15 protein-coding genes are annotated in these 18,848 nt (G+C 56.1%); 1 reads left to right on the top strand and 14 read right to left on the bottom strand.

Annotated elements, in window-relative coordinates:
• Nucleotides 1-18 precede the first annotated feature (18 nt).
• Genes M2418_RS19510 through M2418_RS19480 form a run of 7 tightly spaced genes read right to left on the bottom strand, consistent with a single transcriptional unit; the run spans nucleotide 19 to nucleotide 8,154 of the window.
• The gene (locus M2418_RS19510) at nucleotides 19-645 is read right to left on the bottom strand and encodes a dual specificity protein phosphatase (protein ID WP_250984404.1); all 627 of its coding nucleotides are present in this window, start codon (nucleotides 643-645) and stop codon (nucleotides 19-21) included.
• Between the two features lie 45 nt (nucleotides 646-690).
• Nucleotides 691-1,602 (bottom strand): inositol monophosphatase family protein, encoded by a 912-nt coding sequence (locus tag M2418_RS19505; RefSeq protein WP_250984403.1) that lies wholly within the window; start codon nucleotides 1,600-1,602, stop codon nucleotides 691-693.
• A gap of 59 nt (nucleotides 1,603-1,661) precedes the next feature.
• Nucleotides 1,662-2,786, bottom strand: a complete 1,125-nt coding sequence (locus M2418_RS19500) for an ABC transporter substrate-binding protein (RefSeq protein ID WP_405049452.1) — start codon at nucleotides 2,784-2,786, stop codon at nucleotides 1,662-1,664.
• 50 nt (nucleotides 2,787-2,836) lie between these two features.
• The gene (locus tag M2418_RS19495; RefSeq protein ID WP_250984402.1) at nucleotides 2,837-3,976 is read right to left on the bottom strand and encodes an ABC transporter substrate-binding protein; all 1,140 of its coding nucleotides are present in this window, start codon (nucleotides 3,974-3,976) and stop codon (nucleotides 2,837-2,839) included.
• A 22-nt stretch (nucleotides 3,977-3,998) separates the two neighbouring features.
• Nucleotides 3,999-5,126 (bottom strand): ABC transporter substrate-binding protein, encoded by a 1,128-nt coding sequence (locus M2418_RS19490; RefSeq protein ID WP_250984401.1) that lies wholly within the window; start codon nucleotides 5,124-5,126, stop codon nucleotides 3,999-4,001.
• 41 nt (nucleotides 5,127-5,167) lie between these two features.
• Complete coding sequence (locus M2418_RS19485) at nucleotides 5,168-6,301, bottom strand: ABC transporter ATP-binding protein (RefSeq protein WP_259148681.1); 1,134 nt, start codon at nucleotides 6,299-6,301, stop codon at nucleotides 5,168-5,170.
• The gene (locus M2418_RS19480; protein WP_259148894.1) at nucleotides 6,301-8,154 is read right to left on the bottom strand and encodes an iron ABC transporter permease; all 1,854 of its coding nucleotides are present in this window, start codon (nucleotides 8,152-8,154) and stop codon (nucleotides 6,301-6,303) included. The genes M2418_RS19485 and M2418_RS19480 overlap by 1 nt, the downstream gene beginning before the upstream one ends.
• Nucleotides 8,155-8,701: 547 nt before the next feature.
• On the opposite strand from M2418_RS19480, the gene M2418_RS19475 reads away from it, so the two are divergent.
• Entirely contained in the window at nucleotides 8,702-9,688 is a 987-nt protein-coding gene (locus M2418_RS19475; protein ID WP_250984399.1) for a LacI family DNA-binding transcriptional regulator, read from the top strand.
• 14 nt (nucleotides 9,689-9,702) lie between these two features.
• Here the strand turns inward: M2418_RS19475 and M2418_RS19470 are convergent, their stop codons facing one another.
• The 7 genes from M2418_RS19470 to M2418_RS19440 all read right to left on the bottom strand — a co-directional run bounded on the left by M2418_RS19470 (nucleotide 9,703) and on the right by M2418_RS19440 (nucleotide 18,818).
• Nucleotides 9,703-11,346: a Na/Pi cotransporter family protein gene (locus M2418_RS19470; RefSeq protein WP_250984398.1), complete on the bottom strand. Its 1,644-nt coding sequence runs from the start codon at nucleotides 11,344-11,346 to the stop codon at nucleotides 9,703-9,705.
• 21 nt (nucleotides 11,347-11,367) lie between these two features.
• Nucleotides 11,368-13,053 carry a metallophosphoesterase gene (locus M2418_RS19465; protein ID WP_259148680.1) on the bottom strand — a complete coding sequence of 562 codons (1,686 nt, stop codon included), beginning with the start codon at nucleotides 13,051-13,053 and terminating at the stop codon, nucleotides 11,368-11,370.
• 2 nt (nucleotides 13,054-13,055) lie between these two features.
• Nucleotides 13,056-13,655 (bottom strand): dual specificity protein phosphatase, encoded by a 600-nt coding sequence (locus tag M2418_RS19460; RefSeq protein WP_192489853.1) that lies wholly within the window; start codon nucleotides 13,653-13,655, stop codon nucleotides 13,056-13,058.
• 53 nt (nucleotides 13,656-13,708) lie between these two features.
• Nucleotides 13,709-14,551, bottom strand: coding sequence for an inositol monophosphatase family protein (locus M2418_RS19455; RefSeq protein WP_259148679.1), 843 nt, complete (start codon nucleotides 14,549-14,551; stop codon nucleotides 13,709-13,711).
• A gap of 121 nt (nucleotides 14,552-14,672) precedes the next feature.
• Nucleotides 14,673-15,500: an inositol monophosphatase gene (locus M2418_RS19450; protein ID WP_259148678.1), complete on the bottom strand. Its 828-nt coding sequence runs from the start codon at nucleotides 15,498-15,500 to the stop codon at nucleotides 14,673-14,675.
• Nucleotides 15,501-15,528: 28 nt separating this feature from the next.
• On the bottom strand, nucleotides 15,529-16,590 hold the full coding sequence (locus M2418_RS19445; RefSeq protein ID WP_250984393.1) for an ABC transporter ATP-binding protein: 1,062 nt from the start codon (nucleotides 16,588-16,590) through the stop codon (nucleotides 15,529-15,531).
• The gene (locus tag M2418_RS19440; protein ID WP_259148677.1) at nucleotides 16,587-18,818 is read right to left on the bottom strand and encodes an iron ABC transporter permease; all 2,232 of its coding nucleotides are present in this window, start codon (nucleotides 18,816-18,818) and stop codon (nucleotides 16,587-16,589) included. The genes M2418_RS19445 and M2418_RS19440 overlap by 4 nt, the downstream gene beginning before the upstream one ends.
• Nucleotides 18,819-18,848 lie beyond the last annotated feature (30 nt).

Here is an 18,848-nt window from a genome sequence, read left to right as displayed (position 1 = left end):
CCAGCATCATGTCGACCCCTAGGCCGAGCGGTCGATCATCTTGATCCATTCGGCGGCACGCCGTGCCGCATTCGCCAACACCGGCTTTGGTGCCTTGTACCACTCATCTTCCGGCAACTCGCGACGAGCGCGGACATGGTCGACTGCCGCTTCCAGGGTCGGAAACTCATCCGGCAGGGTCAGGTGCAGAAACAGCGAAACGACGGCAACAGAACGGGACCGGCCACCGCGGCAGTTTACCAGCACGCTGCCACGTTCCCGACGAGGATAAGAGGGTTTGTCGGGAAGTATCTGCTCCAACGCCGCCCGGAAGATATAATGAGCCGCCACCATCTGCGTGTCCGGATTGCCATCGCCATCGATTAAGCCAATCTTGTAATAACGGATTTCGCCCGGCCCATATACGCTGCCTTCGTGGTCCGACACGACCTGCGGCTGACGGACATAGTTGAAGTCGAGATTGACAGCGCAATTGACGACGGTGGTAATACCGTTGCGACGCAAAAGATCGAGATCGCTTGCGCCTTCCTTACCCGAAATAAACAGATCGACCCCATAGGTCGGATGACGCTCGTAGATCAGGCTGAGTTTTGGCAGTTCGCGGCTTTCCGGCATCTGCGGTTTTCTGGTTTCAATGTGCTGCATATTTTCCTCCGCAAATGACGGCTTACCTTGATTGCTTCAACCCGATTATCCGACCCGGGTCGATGTCTGTATCTGGCTAGCCTTGGCGATACGGGTTTCCGAAATGGAACGGGCAACATGCTCAAGCGCCGGATAGTTCGCACCTTCGCCTGTTGCGATGTAACCGGGGCACAGAAAATCGAGTGAACCCGGCGCCACCTTGCCCAGCGTCAGCGGCTCATACTGGCCACCGGCATTTTTGAGAATAAGCGTGGCCGCTGCCACGTCCCAGGCATTGACCCCAAACCCGGTGGCGGCATCAGCCCAACCGACTGCGACATGGGCGATACTGAGGGCTGCACTGCCCGGACGACGCAGCGTCGAAAAGGTCTCTACCAGCACCCCAAAATTGGCGAGAGCTACCTCCTTGCCGTCCAGACGGAAGTCACGCGAAACCGGATAACCGGTAATCAGGGTTGCCTTGGCCTCATCGGCAACCGAACGGGAACGGATCGCCTCATCATTGAGATAGGCAAATTCAAGATCGGCGGCAAACATCAGATCTGCCATCGGGTCCAGTATCGCGCCGGCAACCACCTCACCGTCAATGACAGCTGCAATCGATACGCACCAGAATGCCAGACCGCGGGCAAAATTTGCGGTGCCATCAATCGGGTCGACATACCACTGGATGTCACCTGAACCGATCTGGCCACCTTCCTCACCCATGATCGCCGAATTAGGCTCACGCTCCAGAATGAAGGCACGGATCGTCGCCTCGGCCCGTTTGTCATGGACTGTCACAATGTCATGCAGATCGACTTTGTAATCAATCGTCATGTTCGACCGAAAAGCCTCCAGAAGCGGCGCACGAACTGCAAGTGCCGCTGATTTCGCAAGCTCCATCAATCGTCGGGATCGGGCAAGTGCATCCTCTGAAGCAGGCTGCGGGCTGGTGGAATTCTTGTCGGTCGACATGTATGTTTTACCTCTTTGCGATGGAAAAGCCGGCGCGGCCAAAACCGCGCCGGACAACGTTACTTCTTGTAATTGACCCGCCAGAAGTCCTGCCACTCTTCACGACGATCAAAGTCGTCGAGGCCGGTTGCCGAACGATAGCCGAGTAGCTTATCGGCGACCTTTGCAAGACCCGATGGCTCATCATCCGGCACCTTGATGTCGGTATTGGTCGGGATTTTCCCGTCCTTCATCTGCGGTGTAATGCCTTCTTCCGTCAGAATGTAATGGACAAAGAGCTTGGCGGTGTTGGGGCTTTTCGTTTTGGAGGCAATCAGACCAAGCTTGATGTAGGTCCAGCCCACCCACGGATCGAGGTCGGCACACACGCCGAGCTTATATCCCTTGTCTCCATTATCGCGAAACTTGGCAGAGCTTAGCAGCCCAATGAACGGTTCTTTCTGGCCAGCAGCACCAACGGCTTCAGCCACCGGGTCGTCGCCATCGGTGGCAAGTGGCGCATTTTGTGCCAGTGCCTTGATCCATGCGGCAGCGGCGCTTTTCTCTGACGTTTCCAGATCCTTGCCGAAATGCGCTTTGTAAGCGGCGGCGACCTTGTCGTTGCCGTGTGTTTCAAGCTGGTTGAACCAATCGGTGTAGGTGCCCTTGGTAAGCGGATCGACCAGAGCAACCTTGCCCTTCCACTTTGTCTCCGTCAGTTCCCAGATATTGCTGACCGGGCACTTGTCGTAAGCCTCGGTATTGTAGGCCCAGACGTTGGCATTGGTCGAAATGGCCAATGGGTCCTGAAACTCCTCAGGAATTTTTGACGCCATATCGCCGGGCAGATAATTCTCGACAAAACCTTCCGGCAAAAGCTGCGCAAGGGCAGCCGGTGCGTCGGTGATCAGCACCACATCACCCTGCACATTGCTGGATTGGCTTTCACGAATAATCATTTCGAGCTGGCTATTGGCAGACACCTTCATGCCGGTCACCTTCAGCCCATATTTGTTGCTGAAGTTCTCGGCCATCTCGACGATCTTGCCTGTGCTGTCGTAGATGTTGATTGGTTTTTCCTGCTTGGCCGCAGCGACCAGAGCATCGAGATCAAAGGCTTCTTCGGCCCGCAAAGATCCCGCTGAGACACCCGCCAAAAGGCTGGTGGCCAGCAGCACCCGCATCATATGCTTTCCATTGCGCATGACTTCCCCTCCCAAGGAAAATAGGGCAGGCCTCCCGCCTGCCCCGTGCTTCATTTTTTGTAGTTGACCCGCCAGAAATCCTGCCAGCTTTCACGCTTGTCCAGGTCCTCAGCAGCGGTGCTCGCATCAAATGCCATCAGCTCGTCGAGATGCTTGGCGATGCCCGATGGCTCATCTGCTGGCAGGCCAATCTTCGAGTTGCCCGATATCTTGCCGTCGGCGATTTGCGGAGCGATGCCCTCTTCAGTCATCAGGTAGCGTACAAAGAGTTTTGCGGCGTTGGGGCTTTTCGTCTGGCCTGCAATCAGACCAAAACCGGGATACAGAAAGCCGGTAAAGGGCTGTACGCCAGTGCAAAGACCAAGCTTCAGGCCCTTGGATTCATTGTCACGGTATTTTGCCGTGGACGTGATCACGAAGAAAGGTTCGGCCTGTCCCGGCGCCCCGGCAGCTTCTGCCACGGTCGAAGAATCCGACAATAGCGGCGCATTTTCCGCAAATGCCTTCACCCAGGAGGCCGTCGCCGTCTGATTGGTCGTATCAAGCGGTTTGCCGTAAAGCGCTTCATAGGCCTTGGCGACATCCTCATCGTGATGGGTCTCGATCTGGTTGAACCAGTCGGCATAAAGCGGCTTGTCGAAGAGGTCGAGCATAGCAAGCTTGCCCTTCCACTGCGGTTCCGTCAGTTGCCAGATATTGCTGACCGGGCACTTGTCGTATTTTTCGGTGTTATATGTCCACACATGAGGGTCTGAGACGACAACAAGCGGATCGCGCAGCTTTTTGGAAATGTCGTTCGTCAGATCCGGTGGCGTCCAGCTGCTAACGATACCCTGTGGCAGCAACTCGCCCATGGCGGAGGCCACATCGGTGGCGACACTGACGTCACCAACGATATTACCGGCTTGGTGCTCGCGGATCATCAGTTCGATCTGCGTTGCTTCGTTCACCTTTTTGCCGCTGGCCTGAACACCATACTTTTCGGTGAAAGACTTCGCGGTATCAACGATTTTGCCGGTGACAGCATAAACGGTGATCGGTGGTTCCTTTTTAGCCGCATCGATCAGCGCGTCAAGATTAAAGGCATCTTCAGCATGGGCCGCGCCACTGAGAGCTGTTGCAACCAGCAGTGCAACGGCGGATACCGCCGATTTGCGCCGATCAAGCTTGGTTCGTTTGGTTTGGGTCATGATATCAACTCCACATCGCCATTCATTTTCGGTAATTCATCCGCCAGAAATCCTGCCAGTCCTCGCGCGCATCCCAATCTTCGAGAGCGCTTGCCATGCTGTACGGCAGCACCTGATCAAGAACCGCGCCAATGCCGGAAGGCTCGTCCGAAGGCAGGCTGACATCACGGTTGGTGGACATCTTTCCGTCGATTGCCTGCGGTGCGATGCCTTCAGCAGTCATCACGTAATGCATGAAAAGCTTGGCAGCGTTCGGACTGTCCGTGCCCTTGGTGATCAGGCCAACGCCGGGATAAAGCCAGCCGAGCCATGGTTTCAAATCCTTGCAGAGGCCGAGTTTCATGTCCTTGTCGGCATTGTCGCGGAACTTGGCAGAGCTGATCAGCCCCATGAATGGCTCAGACTGGCCCGGTGCACCCACCGCATCTGCAGCCGCCGCATCGGCGTCGGTCAGAAGCGGAGCATTCGCTGCGAGCGCCTTGATCCAAGCTGCCGTTGCCGTTTCCTCGCCCTTTTCAAGGTCTTTGCCGTAGAATTCCTTGTAAGCGGCTGCGACCTTGTCATCGCCGTGTTTGGCCATCTGGTTGAACCAGTCGACGTAGGAAGCCTTGCCGAGCGGGTCCTGCATAGCAACCTTGCCCTTCCACTTTGGCTCGGTCAGCTCCCAGATGTTGGTGACAGGGCATTTGTCGAACAGTTCAGTGTTGTAGGCCCATACATTGGCGCTGTTCACCACGGTCAACGGCGACTGGTATTCTGCAGGGATCTTGTCTGCGAGATCCGGTGGCAGCCAGCTTTCCGCAAATCCTTGAGGTATCAGCTGCGCCATGGCGGCTGGAGCATCGCTGATAATCGACACGTCGCCCTGAATATTGTTGGCACGCGCCTCACGAATGATCATCTCAAGCTGTGCTGTTGCCTTGACCTTCGAACCTTCGGCGGAAAGTCCGTATTTTTTGGCAAAGTTTGCAGCCATTTCGACAATCTTGCCGGTGCTGTCATAGACAGTGATCGGCTTTTCTTTTTTTGCGGCCTCAACCAGGGCATCGAGGTTAAAAGGCTCCTCCGCCTTCACCACGCCCCCCAGCGTTGTCAAAACCGCGGCCGTTAACAAAAAACGGCCCATGCATCCCTTCACGTTACGCTTCATACTGCTTCTCCTCCAGCAAGCGCCCCAATGATCAGTGAATTTCAGTTGTAACTATTCTTCCTCAGCACCGTGTCCGCCTCGTTGACCCGACGCCCATCCGCGTCGAAGACATGCAGGGCTTCCAGCGGCGCGTGCACAAATACCCGCTCGCCGCTGTCGATCCGTGGCAGGGCATGCGTCGTCAAAAACAGCGTGTGGTTCTGGCTCTTCAATTCGAGGATCCAGCTGCCACCGGTTGGCAGTACGCCAGTAACGGTCATCTCCACGCCGAAATTGTTTTCCGGCACAGACTTCTGTTTTGAGGTGTATTCCAGCGCTTCCGGCCGGATACCAACCGAACCGATGCCGCGCAGTTTCGGGTAATTCTTCGCGAAATAGGCTTCGGCCTTGTCGGCAATGTCAGACACGCCCGGTTTGCCGAAGGTCAGAATATTAATTGGCGGGCTACCGACGAATTCGGCAACGAAACGGTTTGCCGGACGATCATAGATATCGTTTGGTGTACCCATCTGCTGCAATGTGCCTTCGTTCATCACAGCAATCGTCGTTGCCAGTGTCATCGCTTCCCACTGGTCATGGGTCACGAAAACAATCGTCGTCTTGAACTCGTTGTGCAGACGTTTCAGCTCAGCACGCATTTCAAGTCGCAGGCGCGCATCAAGGTTGGACAATGGCTCATCGAGCAAAAGCACGCCCGGATTGACCGCCAGCATACGAGCCAGCGCAACACGCTGTTGCTGACCACCGGACAGCTGCGACGGGTAACGATCACGATACTTGGCAATATCGAGAGCCTGCATGACGCGCTCTACCCGCGCTTCGCGTTCGGCCTTCGGCAAGTTGCGCAGTCTCAAACCAAAATCGGTATTGCGCTCGATCGTCAGGTGCGGCCACAGCGCATAGCTCTGGAACACCAGACCCATTTCACGCTTTTCCGGTGGTACAAAGACGCCCTGTTGTACGGAGTCGACCACCCGTTCTCCTACCCTGATCTCGCCACCCGACAGGTTTTCCAGCCCCGCAATCATGCGAAGGGTCGTGGTCTTGCCGCAGCCAGAAGGACCGAGCAGGCACATGAATTCGCCGTCGCGGATTTCCAGATCAAGATCGGCAACCGCGTTTGCGGAGTTCACACCATAGTTTTTCTGCGCGCCGCGCAGGTTGATTGTAGGCATTAGCTTCCAAGTCCTTCTGCAAGATTTGTGCGTGTCAGCTTCTGGGCCAACAGCGTGCCGAAATAGGCAATTGCGGCAATGATCAACACCACGGCATTGGCTGCCTGGGTGTAGTGGTAGTCGACCAGTCGCAGGGAAAAGGTGGTCAGAACATCAGTGCTCGGTACCGCCAGGATCACGAAGAGGCTGAGGCCCTTGATGCCCGAGATGAAGGGCAGCAGCACGCCGGTAACCAGTGAGCCCTTCTGAATCGGAATCACGATGGAGATCATGCGGCGGAACCAGCCAGCACCAGCAACCTGTGCCGCTTCTTCCGGATCCTTGCCCAGCTGCGTCATGGCGGAAATACCGGCACGCGACGCATAGGGCATCTGATCAGCAATCAGCGCCAGTATCAGGATGGTCACCGTGCCATAAAGCGCAGGCATTGGACCACGCGGTACCGCAAACAGCGACAGATAGGCCGCCGCAAAGGCAATGCCCGGGACCAGATATGGCAGGAAGGTTACCTGACGCAAATAGACCGACAGACTGCGCACTGGTGTACGGATAACCACATAACCGACCAGCAGACCAAGCACACCTGAAGTCAGTGATGCGAAACCAACGATCATCATGGTGTTTTTGGCAGCCGCCCACAGATCAGGGCTCAATAGCACGCCTGTCTGCAGCGCAACCGTGTGCAGGTTGGTGCCGATCCAGTAATCGAGGGTGAAGTTGTCGAAGGTGAAACGCGCAGGCACCTTCATGACAGTCGACAGAACCAGCGTGAGCAACGGCATGCCAACGCTCAAGATAAAGACGGCCGCAGCAAACCCGGTTGCCGGAAGGCGAAGTTTGCCGAGGCGGTTCTGGCGGTTCATTGATCCCTTGGAACCGATCGTCACGAAACGACGTGCTTCCCGCACCAGCCGTGCATCAATCATCAAGGTGATGATACCGATCAACATGATCGATGCGGCAACCACACCGGCAACACCCGTCTGGCGCGAGGCGATACTGCGGAACAACGACGTTGACAGCACTTCGAACTTCACTGGCAGACCCAGAACGTAGGGCACACCAAACTCGCCAAGGCACTTTGCAAAAATCAGCACCATCGATGACAGAAGCGCCGGGCGCATCAACGGCATGATGATCTGGATGGCAACCTGATAACGACGCGCACCGAGAATACGGGCCGAGTCTTCAAGCTGCGAGTCAAACCGGCGCAAGGCAGAACCAAACAGCAGGATGACAAACGGCGTGTAATGCAGGGCCAGAATGATGGTGATTGGAAAACGCCCATAGGCAACCCAGTCCGGCGGGGTTAGGCCCATGGCCTCAAACCAGCCCGGCTGGCCACCCACGGTGCGGTTTTTGAACAGGGTTGTCCAGGCCAGCGCGAATGTCCATGCAGGCAACATGTAAGGCACGATCAGCGCAGTCGCGAACCAGCGACGGCCAAACATGTCAGTGCGGCTGATCAGCCAAGCCAGCACGGTGCCAATTACCAGCGACAGGGAAATTGCGCCTAGCGCCACTGTCAGCGTGTTGGCCAGCGGCCGCCAGAACAGGTCCGTTGCGACCGGCGAGAAAAACGAGCGGTCGAGATAATACATCGTGAGATCGCCGACATCCTTGCCAAGCCGACGCTCATGACCAAACTGCACCCGCACAGAATCCAGCACGATCGATATGATCGGCACGACAATCAGATAGGTGAACAGCAAGGCGGTCAAAACGCCGATCAATGTCGTCGGCTCTCGCAGCGCAATCTTCAGCCGATAGCGCCAAGCCTGCCACGCTGAAGGTGAACCTATGGCGCGTTGCTCCACCGCATCGGCTTTGTTTGTGTCACTTAGAAGAGCCATCATTCCTCCCCAGGCCTTCCATTGCGATGTCATGCGCCACTCGATGAAAAGCGCGCAAAATCCCTCCACCCAAATCGCGTAAATACGATTTTGGGCACTGTGGGCATCAGCAATGTATTCAATCCTCCCGACGGGACTCCCGACCCGTCAGCCTTGGTGAACGCCCAATCAGGGGCGCTCCTGCTTATCCAAGGCATGGATTTTGAGCCCCACTGCCTTCGACTATGGTTGGATGATCAATCCTCATGAAGGTTTTGTCAATGATAAAATTGCACACGTGATCAATATTATAATTAATTGATTTTGCTTGATTATTTTATGTATATTTTGGATATTTATTGCACACGTGATCAGAGGGAAAGCCCGTCAGATAAAAATGACATCACGCGTGTCTGTGACAGAGTTGAACAGAGACGTCACAATGGACGTGCCGGACCACGCGTTACGAGAAATTCTCGCACCACAAACGCGTGTTTCGACATTTTGGGGATTGGAAAAACCCCAACTTTGTGGCCTGTGATGAAGTGAAAAATATCAGGGGGAATGCATGGCCCGAGGCTTTGTAACGGCGGAAGAAGTGGCAAAACGGGCTGGCGTATCTCGCTCGGCCGTATCACGAACATTCACCCCGGGCGGCAGCGTGTCGAAAGCGGTGCGCAAGAAGGTTCTGAAAGCGGCGCAAGATCTTGGCTACCGCGTCAATCGTCTGGCGCAGGGTTTGAACAATGATCGTTCCAATCTCATTGGTGTGGTCGGTGCCAATCTCAGTTCGCCGTTCATTTCCAAACAACTCGATGCTTTAAGCCTTGCGCTTTTGCGTCGTGGTTCACAGTGCCTTCTTTTGAACGCCGCTGATGCACGCAAAGATATCGCACCGCTGATCGAACTGCTTTTTGAGTTCCGTGCGCAGGCAATCGTTGTACTGTCAGGTGAACCACCGGCCTCGATCGTGGATGAATGTATTGCCAATGGCGTGCGTCTTATCCTGATCAACCAGAGCGTGGACCGCACCGACACCAATATCGTTCTCAGTGACGATTCACACGGCGCCGATCTGGCGGCAATGCGGCTGCGGGCTGCGAAATGCAAAAAAGTTGCCGTCGTCACCAGTGGCAGCCAGACCCCGGCACAGCTTCGCCGCGCCAAGGCCTTTACCAAACGGATGGACAGCGAAGACATTGAAGTTGTCAGTTGGTCTAACGGTCCAACCAGTTATGACAGCGGTTATCAGGCCGGTTGTGAATTGCTGAAAGACAAGGATATAGATGGCGCATTCTGCGTCACCGACCTGCTGGCGCTCGGTTTCCTCGACGCCGCCCGATTGGAAATGAAGCGCCGCGTACCGCAGGATCTTTCGGTTGTCGGTTTTGACGACATCCCCCAGGCCGGCTGGAAAAGTTATCAGCTCACCACCATCGCCCAGTCCTTTGATGCGCTGACTGAAAAGGTCCTGACCGCGCTCGACAGCGACGAACCGGAAACCAGATTGCAGGTCGTACCGGTCAGCATGGTGGAGCGGACAACCGCCCGTTAACTGGCTTTCATGCGTTAATTGACTTGCCGGATACGGCTTTCGTTAAGCAGGCCGCTATCATCGAGAATGGGAAGCGCCACCGCCACGACATGGGCATTGATGCGCTTGAGGTCTCGCAACAAATCGAGATGCAGAGAACTCGTCTGGATACTGTCGGCCCTGCCGTCCCGCAGGCGCTGCAAATGGCGGGCGGATGACTGCTTTTCCAGTCGACGAACATCTTCCTTCACTTCGACGAGACGGCGCGCCAGTTCAGAATTTTTCGTCGAAAAAACCGTCTGGGCCATGCGCAGATTGTCGAGCGTGATGGTGAACAGGCGCAGCAATTCCTGCTGGCCGTCTTCAGAGAAGGTCAAACCAAGGCTAACCTTCTTGGCAATTTCCGGCCGGATGCCCTTTTCGATGATGTCGCCGATATGCTCAAGATTGATTGCATATTCAACGATATCCATTGAACGACGATAATCCTCATCGCTCAACTGCCCTTGCCCGACCCGCGACACGAACACCTTGATTTCATGCTGAATTCGGTCGACGCGCCCTTCAAGTGCACTGATTTCACTCAGTTGCGAAAGGTCGTTACGGCGCATTGCTTCTGCAGCCTGACGCAACATGCGCTCAACCAGATCGCCAACCAGCATCACTTCGCGGCTGGCACCGGCAAGAGCTGCAACCGGCTGGTCGAGATCATGACTATCAAGGAAGCTGCGATGATCATCGCCGGTTTTTTTGTCCGGCAGGATGGCCGCTGTCAGTCGCAAAATGAACGGTGACAATGGCCAGGCAATCAGCGCCACGGCAATGTTGAACAGAAGATGCGCATCAACTGCGAGCTGCTGGTGCGAAAAATAGGGAAGTTCCAAAATCGCGGCACCATAACCGGCAAGTGGCATGGCAACGGCGCAACCAATGGCGCGAATGATGAGGTTGCCAATCGTCACACGCCTTGCGGCAATCGATGCCTTCATGGTCGCCAGAACTGGCGGCACGGCACCGCCGAGATTAGCGCCAAGCACCAGCACAATCACCAGACTGGAATCGATACTGCCGCTCGCAGCCAAAGACAGGATCAGAATAACGACCGCGAGGCTGGACGACGCCAGCACAGCAAGACCTGCTGAAAACATCAAAGCAACCGGCCAGGCATTACCCAGCATGGTGATGAAAAGATTGAGTACTGGCGACTGACGCAGCGGATCGGTGGCCGCAGACAGCAAATGCAGCGACAAGAGCATGAGACCGACACCCACAAGCGCCGTGCCAGCGCCCTGCTTGGCTGAAGAGGTCATGCGCATCAACACGACACCGGCCAGGATCAGCAGCGGCGACAACCAACCGAGACCCAAGGCAACGATCCACGCCGTGGTCGCTGTTCCAATGTTTGCACCAAGCATGACGATCTGCGCCATTGCTGGCACGATCATGTCCTTCTCAACGAAGGATGCGACCATCAGGGCGGTGGCTGTCGAGCTTTGCAGCGCAACGGTTGCAAGGAAACCGGCAGCAAATGAACGAGGGCCGCTTCGTGTGCCGGCAGCAAGGCCGGTCCGCAACTTTGCACCCAGCGCTCTAGACATGCCGTCCTTAATCTGACGCAGACCAAAGAGCAGCAGAGCGACTGCGCCAAACAGGTTGATGCTTACGATGGCCGATTCCATGCACTCACCTCATATCGACAATTATGCCGGCACGACGTCGCCAACCGTCGGGATCGACAGAACCAGATTCTGCGCTCCTCCTTCGGCACGATCAAGAAAAAGCCCGAGAGCCCCGAAGAATATCCCAAGGAAACTCGAGAGAGAGCCGTCATGAACTCCGGGAGCCCGCCCGAACCTCGATGCCAGCGAACGGTAAAGCATCAACCTTTCCGGCTCGATATGCGACAAGGCCAGCGACGCGCCCTGTCGCAGACAGTACCAATCTGCAATCAATTCAAACATCGGCAGATCAGCCAAGCCATCAAATCGAATAGGCATAGTCTCGTCCGTGACACCAAGCGAGGAGATCACATCCCAGACGGGCCTGTTGCCGATTGCCGCAACTATATCTGCGGGCCATTCCTTGACGAAATAACGATGCCGCACCAAAGCGCGTTTGTGCTGTCGCAGGAAGTCACCATAGTGACCGGCGGTAAAGGCCAGATCACGCTGTTCGCCGCGGATATCGGTCTCTCGACCATATCCTTGCGATAGGAGATCGTTGACGGGCAAGTCTGACATTTCAACGGTTTCAACCGCAACCTCAGTCATCGAGGCATGTACAACCTTGAAGGCTGGCGGAAAAGCCACCAGTGACGGGACCGCAACATTGGTCAGGCTCCGGCCGGAGGCTCCTCGTCTCGTCACACCTTCCACATGCAGATGGCCACTGAAATGAACCGTGACGCCAGCGGCGAGCAATGCATCCTCGACAGCCTTCACAGGCGTGCGCCGTACGACATTGGTTTCGCCGAATAATACCGCCTCGGCACCGGAAGCTCCGTCAAACGGATCGAGCGCCGGGTAATGCGAGAACGCCATAAGCGTCTTGCCCTGCTGCTTTGCCCGTTGGCTGACATCAGCAATCCAATTCAGAATGAAGCGTTTGGACCTGAGCATCGCATTCCAGCCGCCAGATGTGCTGTCGGTAAAGGCAGCCTCCTCGCCACGCTCGAACTGCCCGTCCAGCGGTTCAAATACGTTGGCGTCAATCATCAACAACCAAAGGCCCGGCTCCGGTTCAACAAGATAGGAGGCGTCCATCAGGCGATAGACATTGCTGCCATCAGGCGAGGTCACGGTATAAACCCGGTCGTCGGCAGCATCGCTTGTGCCGAAGGGTGTCTCCCAGTGCAGATATTCCGGACGACGAAAATAACCGAATGCCGCCATCGGGTTCAGACCCGACGGATATCCTTCACAATACATGGCATCGCTGAATGCCACACCGTCATCAATCACGGCCGGATTGCTTGTTATCGACAGGCTGTGCCCCGTCTCCCCTAAGAATTCCTTTTGATGATGGCGACCTTGTGGACCAAAAATGTCGTGGTTGCCCGGCAGGGCGTAAAAGGCGGTGCCATGGGTATGGGTATGGTCCTGTAGCAAACCGCGCAACGTTTCCGTTGTGGCACGCTGGCCATCATCGGTATAATCGCCAAGCAGCACAACATGCCGGATGTTGCGGGCAGCCACCTGATCGAGGGCAGCGCGCAGCGCGTCAGCGCTTTCGTTAAAAACGCGGGTCGATTGGCGTGTATCTGACCAGCTTCGCATGGTCAGTTGCTGGCCATCCACATTGATACCGGTAAATCCAAAATCTGCCGACGTATCATGAAAATGTGCGTCTGCGATAACAGCGACCGGCGAAAAATGTCTTGCACCCATGATCAAGCCTTCTTTCGGCCTTCGACGAGATCAATCCAGTCGGATGCGCGGCGCGCCGCTTCATAAAGGCTCGGCTTCGGGGTTTCAAACCATTCGTCCGGACGCAATTCGCGGCGCTCACGGATGGCTGCAACGGCATCATCAAGCGTCGGATAAAGTTCAGGCTGTTGTTTATGGAGAAACAACGCCACCAGAGACACCGACCGGCTGCGACCACTACGGCAATTGACGAGTACATTGCCGCCATCGGGGAACGGATAGGTCGCCCGTTTCGGCATGGTCTGGCGCAGAGCCCCATCCAGAATGTAGTAGGCACCCAGCATCATCGTATCCGGGCTTCCCTCCCCGTCGATCAGGCCAAGTTTGTAATAACGGATATCGCCGTAACCTGTGGCGAGAAGATCACCGTCCTCGTCGGCGCCCCGCACCAGATTGATGTCCAGATTGACGGCGCAATTGACAACCGTGGTAATGCCGTGGCGCCGCAGCAGACCAATATCGCGCGCGCCATCACTACCACCGATATAAAGCGTGGCATTGTGCGGCCCGAGACCTTCGGCAATCTTGCTGATTGCGGGTCTTGCATAAACCGGTCCGTCCATAATCCATTCCTCCATACCGGCGCTTGCGCCGTCATTCATCACTGCAAATTTATTCAGGCGACCGACGAAACCGGTCTCGCGCCGCTCGCTTCAACCACCGCCAGCGGAATGGCGGATGCCTTGCTTACGCCTGCTGCGACGCCACGCGCGGCGGCCAGAACTGCCCCGCCATCACGAAGGCTGCCAATTTCCAAGAACGGGCAGACATCGCCTCCAGCCTCACTGACCAACAGCAGTCCGGCAAGGCAGTCCCAGGAATTCATATGTAGCTCAAGATAACCGTCTGACCGGCCATCCGCGACATAGGCCAGAGCAAGTGCGCCTGATCCGGCACGTCGGACATTGGTCCCCATATCGAGCAGATTTTTGACGACACCGAGATAGGTATCGTTGGATACCCGTGTCGACCATCCCATTTCGATGGACGCGGCATCGAAACGCTGGGTTCCGGATGCACTGATCGGCTTGCCATTGAGTGTCGCGCCTTCGCCGCGAACGGCGAAATAAAGCTCGTCTAGCGCCGGGTTGTAGATGGCCCCAATTTCTGTTCGACCATCTTCAACATAGGCAATCGAAATGCAGAAATGCGGGATGCCCCGCGCAAAGTTGGCAGTCCCGTCGACAGGGTCCACGACCCAGACCTTGGCACCGATATTTCCGCCACCCTCTTCACCAAAGAAGGTATCATCCGGGAAATGTTTTTCAATCATGCTGCGGATATGCGCCTCGGAAGCAGCATCCGTCACGGTGAGAAAATCCTGTGGACCCTTCATCGAAACACTGCGCTCGGCCTCACCATGAAAACCCTTAAGAACCAGCTCTCCGGCGGAGCGGATGACCGCACGGCAGAGATCGGCGCGAGCCTGAAGCGTATCGGCGTAATGCAAGCTTTCCACGAGATCACCATCAAATCGATTTGAACACGCGTGCAATATTGCACACGTGTTCATTGATTGCAAGCAAGCAGCAGCGCTTGATATCGCCAATCCTGTGAATGACTATCTCCCGTTCCTGGCCCTACGCAACGGCTGCAGCGGGCGTGACGTAGCACGTGTTGTGCAGCGCTATCAGCTCATCATAGGCAGAGACATTGCCAGCCAGAACCGGATGGCCGCTCAGCAGCGCTTCACCTTCTGCCGGGAATGGCATAAAGCGGCCACCGGCTTCTTTCACGAGGCAAAAACCGGCCATGCAGTCCCAGGCGCGCATATAAGGTTCGTAGTATCCCACGAGGCGTCCGGCCGCGACATAGGCCAGCATCAGGGCACCCGAACCGTTGCGGATAAAACTGCCGCCACGGGCGAGCAGATCGGTGATGATCGAGCCAACCAGTTCCGGCGTCACCATGGTGTTGGAACTGATACCGGTCATTGAATTCTGGATGGTGCGGCTTGGATCAAGTTCGAGCGATTTACCGTTTAACGTCGCACCCATGCCATCTGCTGCGGCGTAGGTTTCGTTCATGCAAGGCACCTGAATGACACCGATCACTGGCACACCACCACGCAACACGGCAATCGATACACACCATGTTGGCAAGCCGTTGACAAAGGGCGCCGTGCCATCGATCGGATCAACCACCCAGGTGTAACCCGATGTTCCGTCCTGCAGACCAAATTCTTCACCCAGAAAGCTGTCTTCCGGAATGGCCGCGAGCACCCTTTCACGTAGAAAGGTTTCGACATTACGGTCGGCAATCGACACGACGTCCTGAAGATCGCGTTTGGTCTCGACAACAAGCGTATCGCGCTTGTTGAAGTAATCGAGCGCCAAGGCGCCCGCTTCTGCGGCCAGAGACTTCGCCAGTTCGAAGCGTTGATCGAGGCCGATATCATGCTTGGTCATTTCATCATTCCTATGCACTTGGTTGAATTCAAGATTGGATCAAGGCAATGCCGCGGCTTTTGAACCCGAGCGTCACATCACTGGCCGGCGGAAGGCTGGTTTCAACCGCATGATCGATGATGAACAGCGTGCCGACATCCGTCTCGACTTCATATTCGACATGACCGCCCAGATATGCGCTGTGCAGCACCCGACCGGCCAACCCTTGACCGCCGGGTTGCCCGATCGAAATAGAACCGGGGCGAACAGCCAGTTGTGCCGTTCCGGTTTTTGCATCACGAGCCGGTATACGATGATCGACACCACCGACCCGGATCAGCGCATTTGGACCTTCGATACCAACCACTTCGCAACCAATGACATTCGCTTCGCCCATAAAGTCGGCAATGAAGGATGAGGCTGGCGCTTCATAAAGTTCGCGTGGCGAGCCCGATTGTGCGATCTCGCCATCTTTCATCACGATGATGCGGTCGGAGACCGCCAGCGCCTCGTCCTGATCATGCGTCACGTAAACCGCCGTGAAACCCAGACGCTGCTGCAGCTCACGAATTTCAGTACGGACCCGGCGGCGCAGACGCGCATCAAGGTTGGAAAGTGGCTCATCAAGCAGCAGCACCTGTGGTTCAAGCACCAGCGCGCGGGCAACAGCAACACGCTGTTGCTGACCGCCTGAAAGCTCGGCGGGAAGACGGTGACCCATACCCGCAAGACCAACCAGTTTCAGGCCTTCTTCAGCCTTTTCCCGCGCCTCTGCTTTACGTAACCCTGAGGATTGCAGGCCATAAGCGACATTGTCGAGCGCGGTCATATGCGGGAACAGGGCATAGGACTGGAAGACCATGGAAACGTCACGTTCATTGGCAGGCAGCATGGTGACATCCTTGCCGCCAATCAAGATGCGTCCGGCGGTCGGGTGTTCAAGACCCGCCAGCATGCGCAGCGTTGTCGTTTTGCCGCAACCGGATGGACCAAGCAGTGTCACCAGCGTTCCCGGCTCAATGGTGAGGGATAGGTCTTGAATGGCAACGAAGGAACCAAAGGTCTTGCGAACATTTTGAAAGGTAACGGAACCGGGTTTTACGGAAATCATGCTGTTTTCTCCTGAGACAGAGGAACGGAGTTTGCTGGCTGCAGGCCTGCGATACGGTTTTCACGTCGCAAACGACGCTCGCCGACCAGCAGCTGGAAGCCGGTAATGACCGTGATCATCACCACGATGAGCATTGAGGAGTAGGCAATGGCCACGCCGTATTCACCGTTCTCGACGAGACCGACGATGTAGGAGGTTGCCATGTTGTATTCCGCGCTGACGAGGAAAATCACGGCGCTGATCGAGGTGATCGCACGCACGAAGGAGTAGACCAGCGCCGCCGTGATGGCCGGACGCAGCAATGGCAGGATGACCTTTCTAATGGTGCGGAAACTGTCGGCCCGCAACGTCAGCGACGCTTCATCAAGGCTCTTGTCGAGCTGGCTCATCGCTGCAATGCCGCCGCGCACGCCAACCGGCATGTTACGGAAAACAAAGCAGGCAATCAGCACCAGAGCCGAACCGGTCAACTCCACCGGAGGCAGGTTGAAAGCCATGATATAGCTAACGCCAATGACCGTACCGGGAATGGCAAAGCTCATCATCAGGGCAAATTCAAAGATATTGCGACCGGCAAATTTCTGTCTGACGATGATATAGGCTGTCAGCAGGCCGACAGCAGCAGTCAGCGGCGCCGAAATCAACGCAATCTCCATTGTCGTCCAGAACGAATTCCAGGCGACACCTGTCCAGGCGATGGAGCCGTTTGCAAAACTGACCGAGAAGGCACGGATATAGTGTGCAAAGGTCAGAGAGTTATCGAGACCCCAGGTCTTCACAAAACCACCGACCAGAATCATGCCGTAAACAACGATGGTGAACAGCATCCACGGAACGACAACCGCGTGTACACCAATCGACAGGCCGCGCGGCAGGGCAATGTGGGCACCACTGTCGCCCTTTCCGGTAACCGTCGCGAAATTTTTGCCCGAAAGCCAGAAACGCTGGGCAAGGAAAGCCGATAGTGTGAAGCACAGCAGGATGATAGCCAGAACAGCCGCGCGTGACGGGTCATTCTGCGAACCGACCACCGCAAAGAATATTTCAGTCGACAAAACACCATGGCTTCCACCCAGCACAAGCGGATTGCCAAAATCAGCCATACTTTCGATGAAACCAATGAGGAAGGCGTTAGCGAGGCCAGGCTTCATCAGCGGCAGCGACACGCGCCAAAAGGTACGCCAGCGATCGGCCCGCAGCGTCTGCGACGCTTCTTCCATCGATGGGCTTACACCCTCAACAACGCCAATCAGCACGAGGAATGAAATGGGGGTAAAGGACAGAACCTGGGCAATCCAGATGCCGGTCAGGCCATAAAGCCATCGACCCGGCTCTATGCCAAAAAGATCAGACAGTCCCTGCGTGACAACACCGGCGCGGCCAAACAGAAGCGTCAGCGCAAGACCGATCACAAAGGGTGGCGTGATGATCGGCAACACCGTCAGCAGGCGCAGCCCCTTCTTGAACGGAAAACGGGTGCGGGTTGCGACCAGCGCAAAACCAAGCCCAAGCACCGTCGAGCCAAACGCAGTCATCAAAGCGAGGAACAATGTCCGCCACGCGACGCCGCAGCGTTCTTCACCGAGCACACAGCCGAGGCTCCAGATACCTGGATCCTGGATATTGCGGATAAAACCATCGGCATTAAACGAACCGTCAAAGTCCTGAACCGAGGCAATCAGCATGCTGCCAATCGGATAGAACACGAAGACGGTAACGAGGAAAACCAGCACCGAAATCGAACCGACGACAAAGGCATCACCCTTCATCACGCCGCGTTCGGCAAGACCGAAAGCAAACAACAGCACAAAGACCAGCGACATCAAGACGCCACCCGCACCAATCGACGGCTGACCATCAGCCAGCTGGCCAAACAGGGTCTCGCTGATGGTCCATGTCCAGCCGGTAAAACCGATCGCCAGTCCCTGTAGGCTAAGGAACAACAGACCTATCGCACCGATCCATGCCAGCAACTTGCCGCGTCGCATTGGATCGGCGATTGGCCTGACAGCACATGCACCAAGGAAGATCAGCGCAATACCAATCAGCCACGGCTTGCCGTAGACAAGAATTTGCAGAACACCCGGCGCGTTACTGGACGCGGAGAAGAACTCCGAAAACCAGCGAAAACTGTAGAAGCCGCCTTCGATGCGGTACCAGGGGAGAAGAAACAGGGCCACTGCCCCAAGCATCAGGACAACGTCCAGCCTGCGATTGCCACGCGTCATGGCCAACCTCGCTATTTTTATGCTGATGAA

The sequence above is a fragment of the Rhizobium sp. BIGb0125 genome (genome assembly GCF_024810055.1).
Taxonomy (GTDB): domain Bacteria; phylum Pseudomonadota; class Alphaproteobacteria; order Rhizobiales; family Rhizobiaceae; genus Agrobacterium.
Note: the sequence above shows the minus strand (reverse complement) of the source record. Positions and strands in the feature narration are given on the sequence as shown.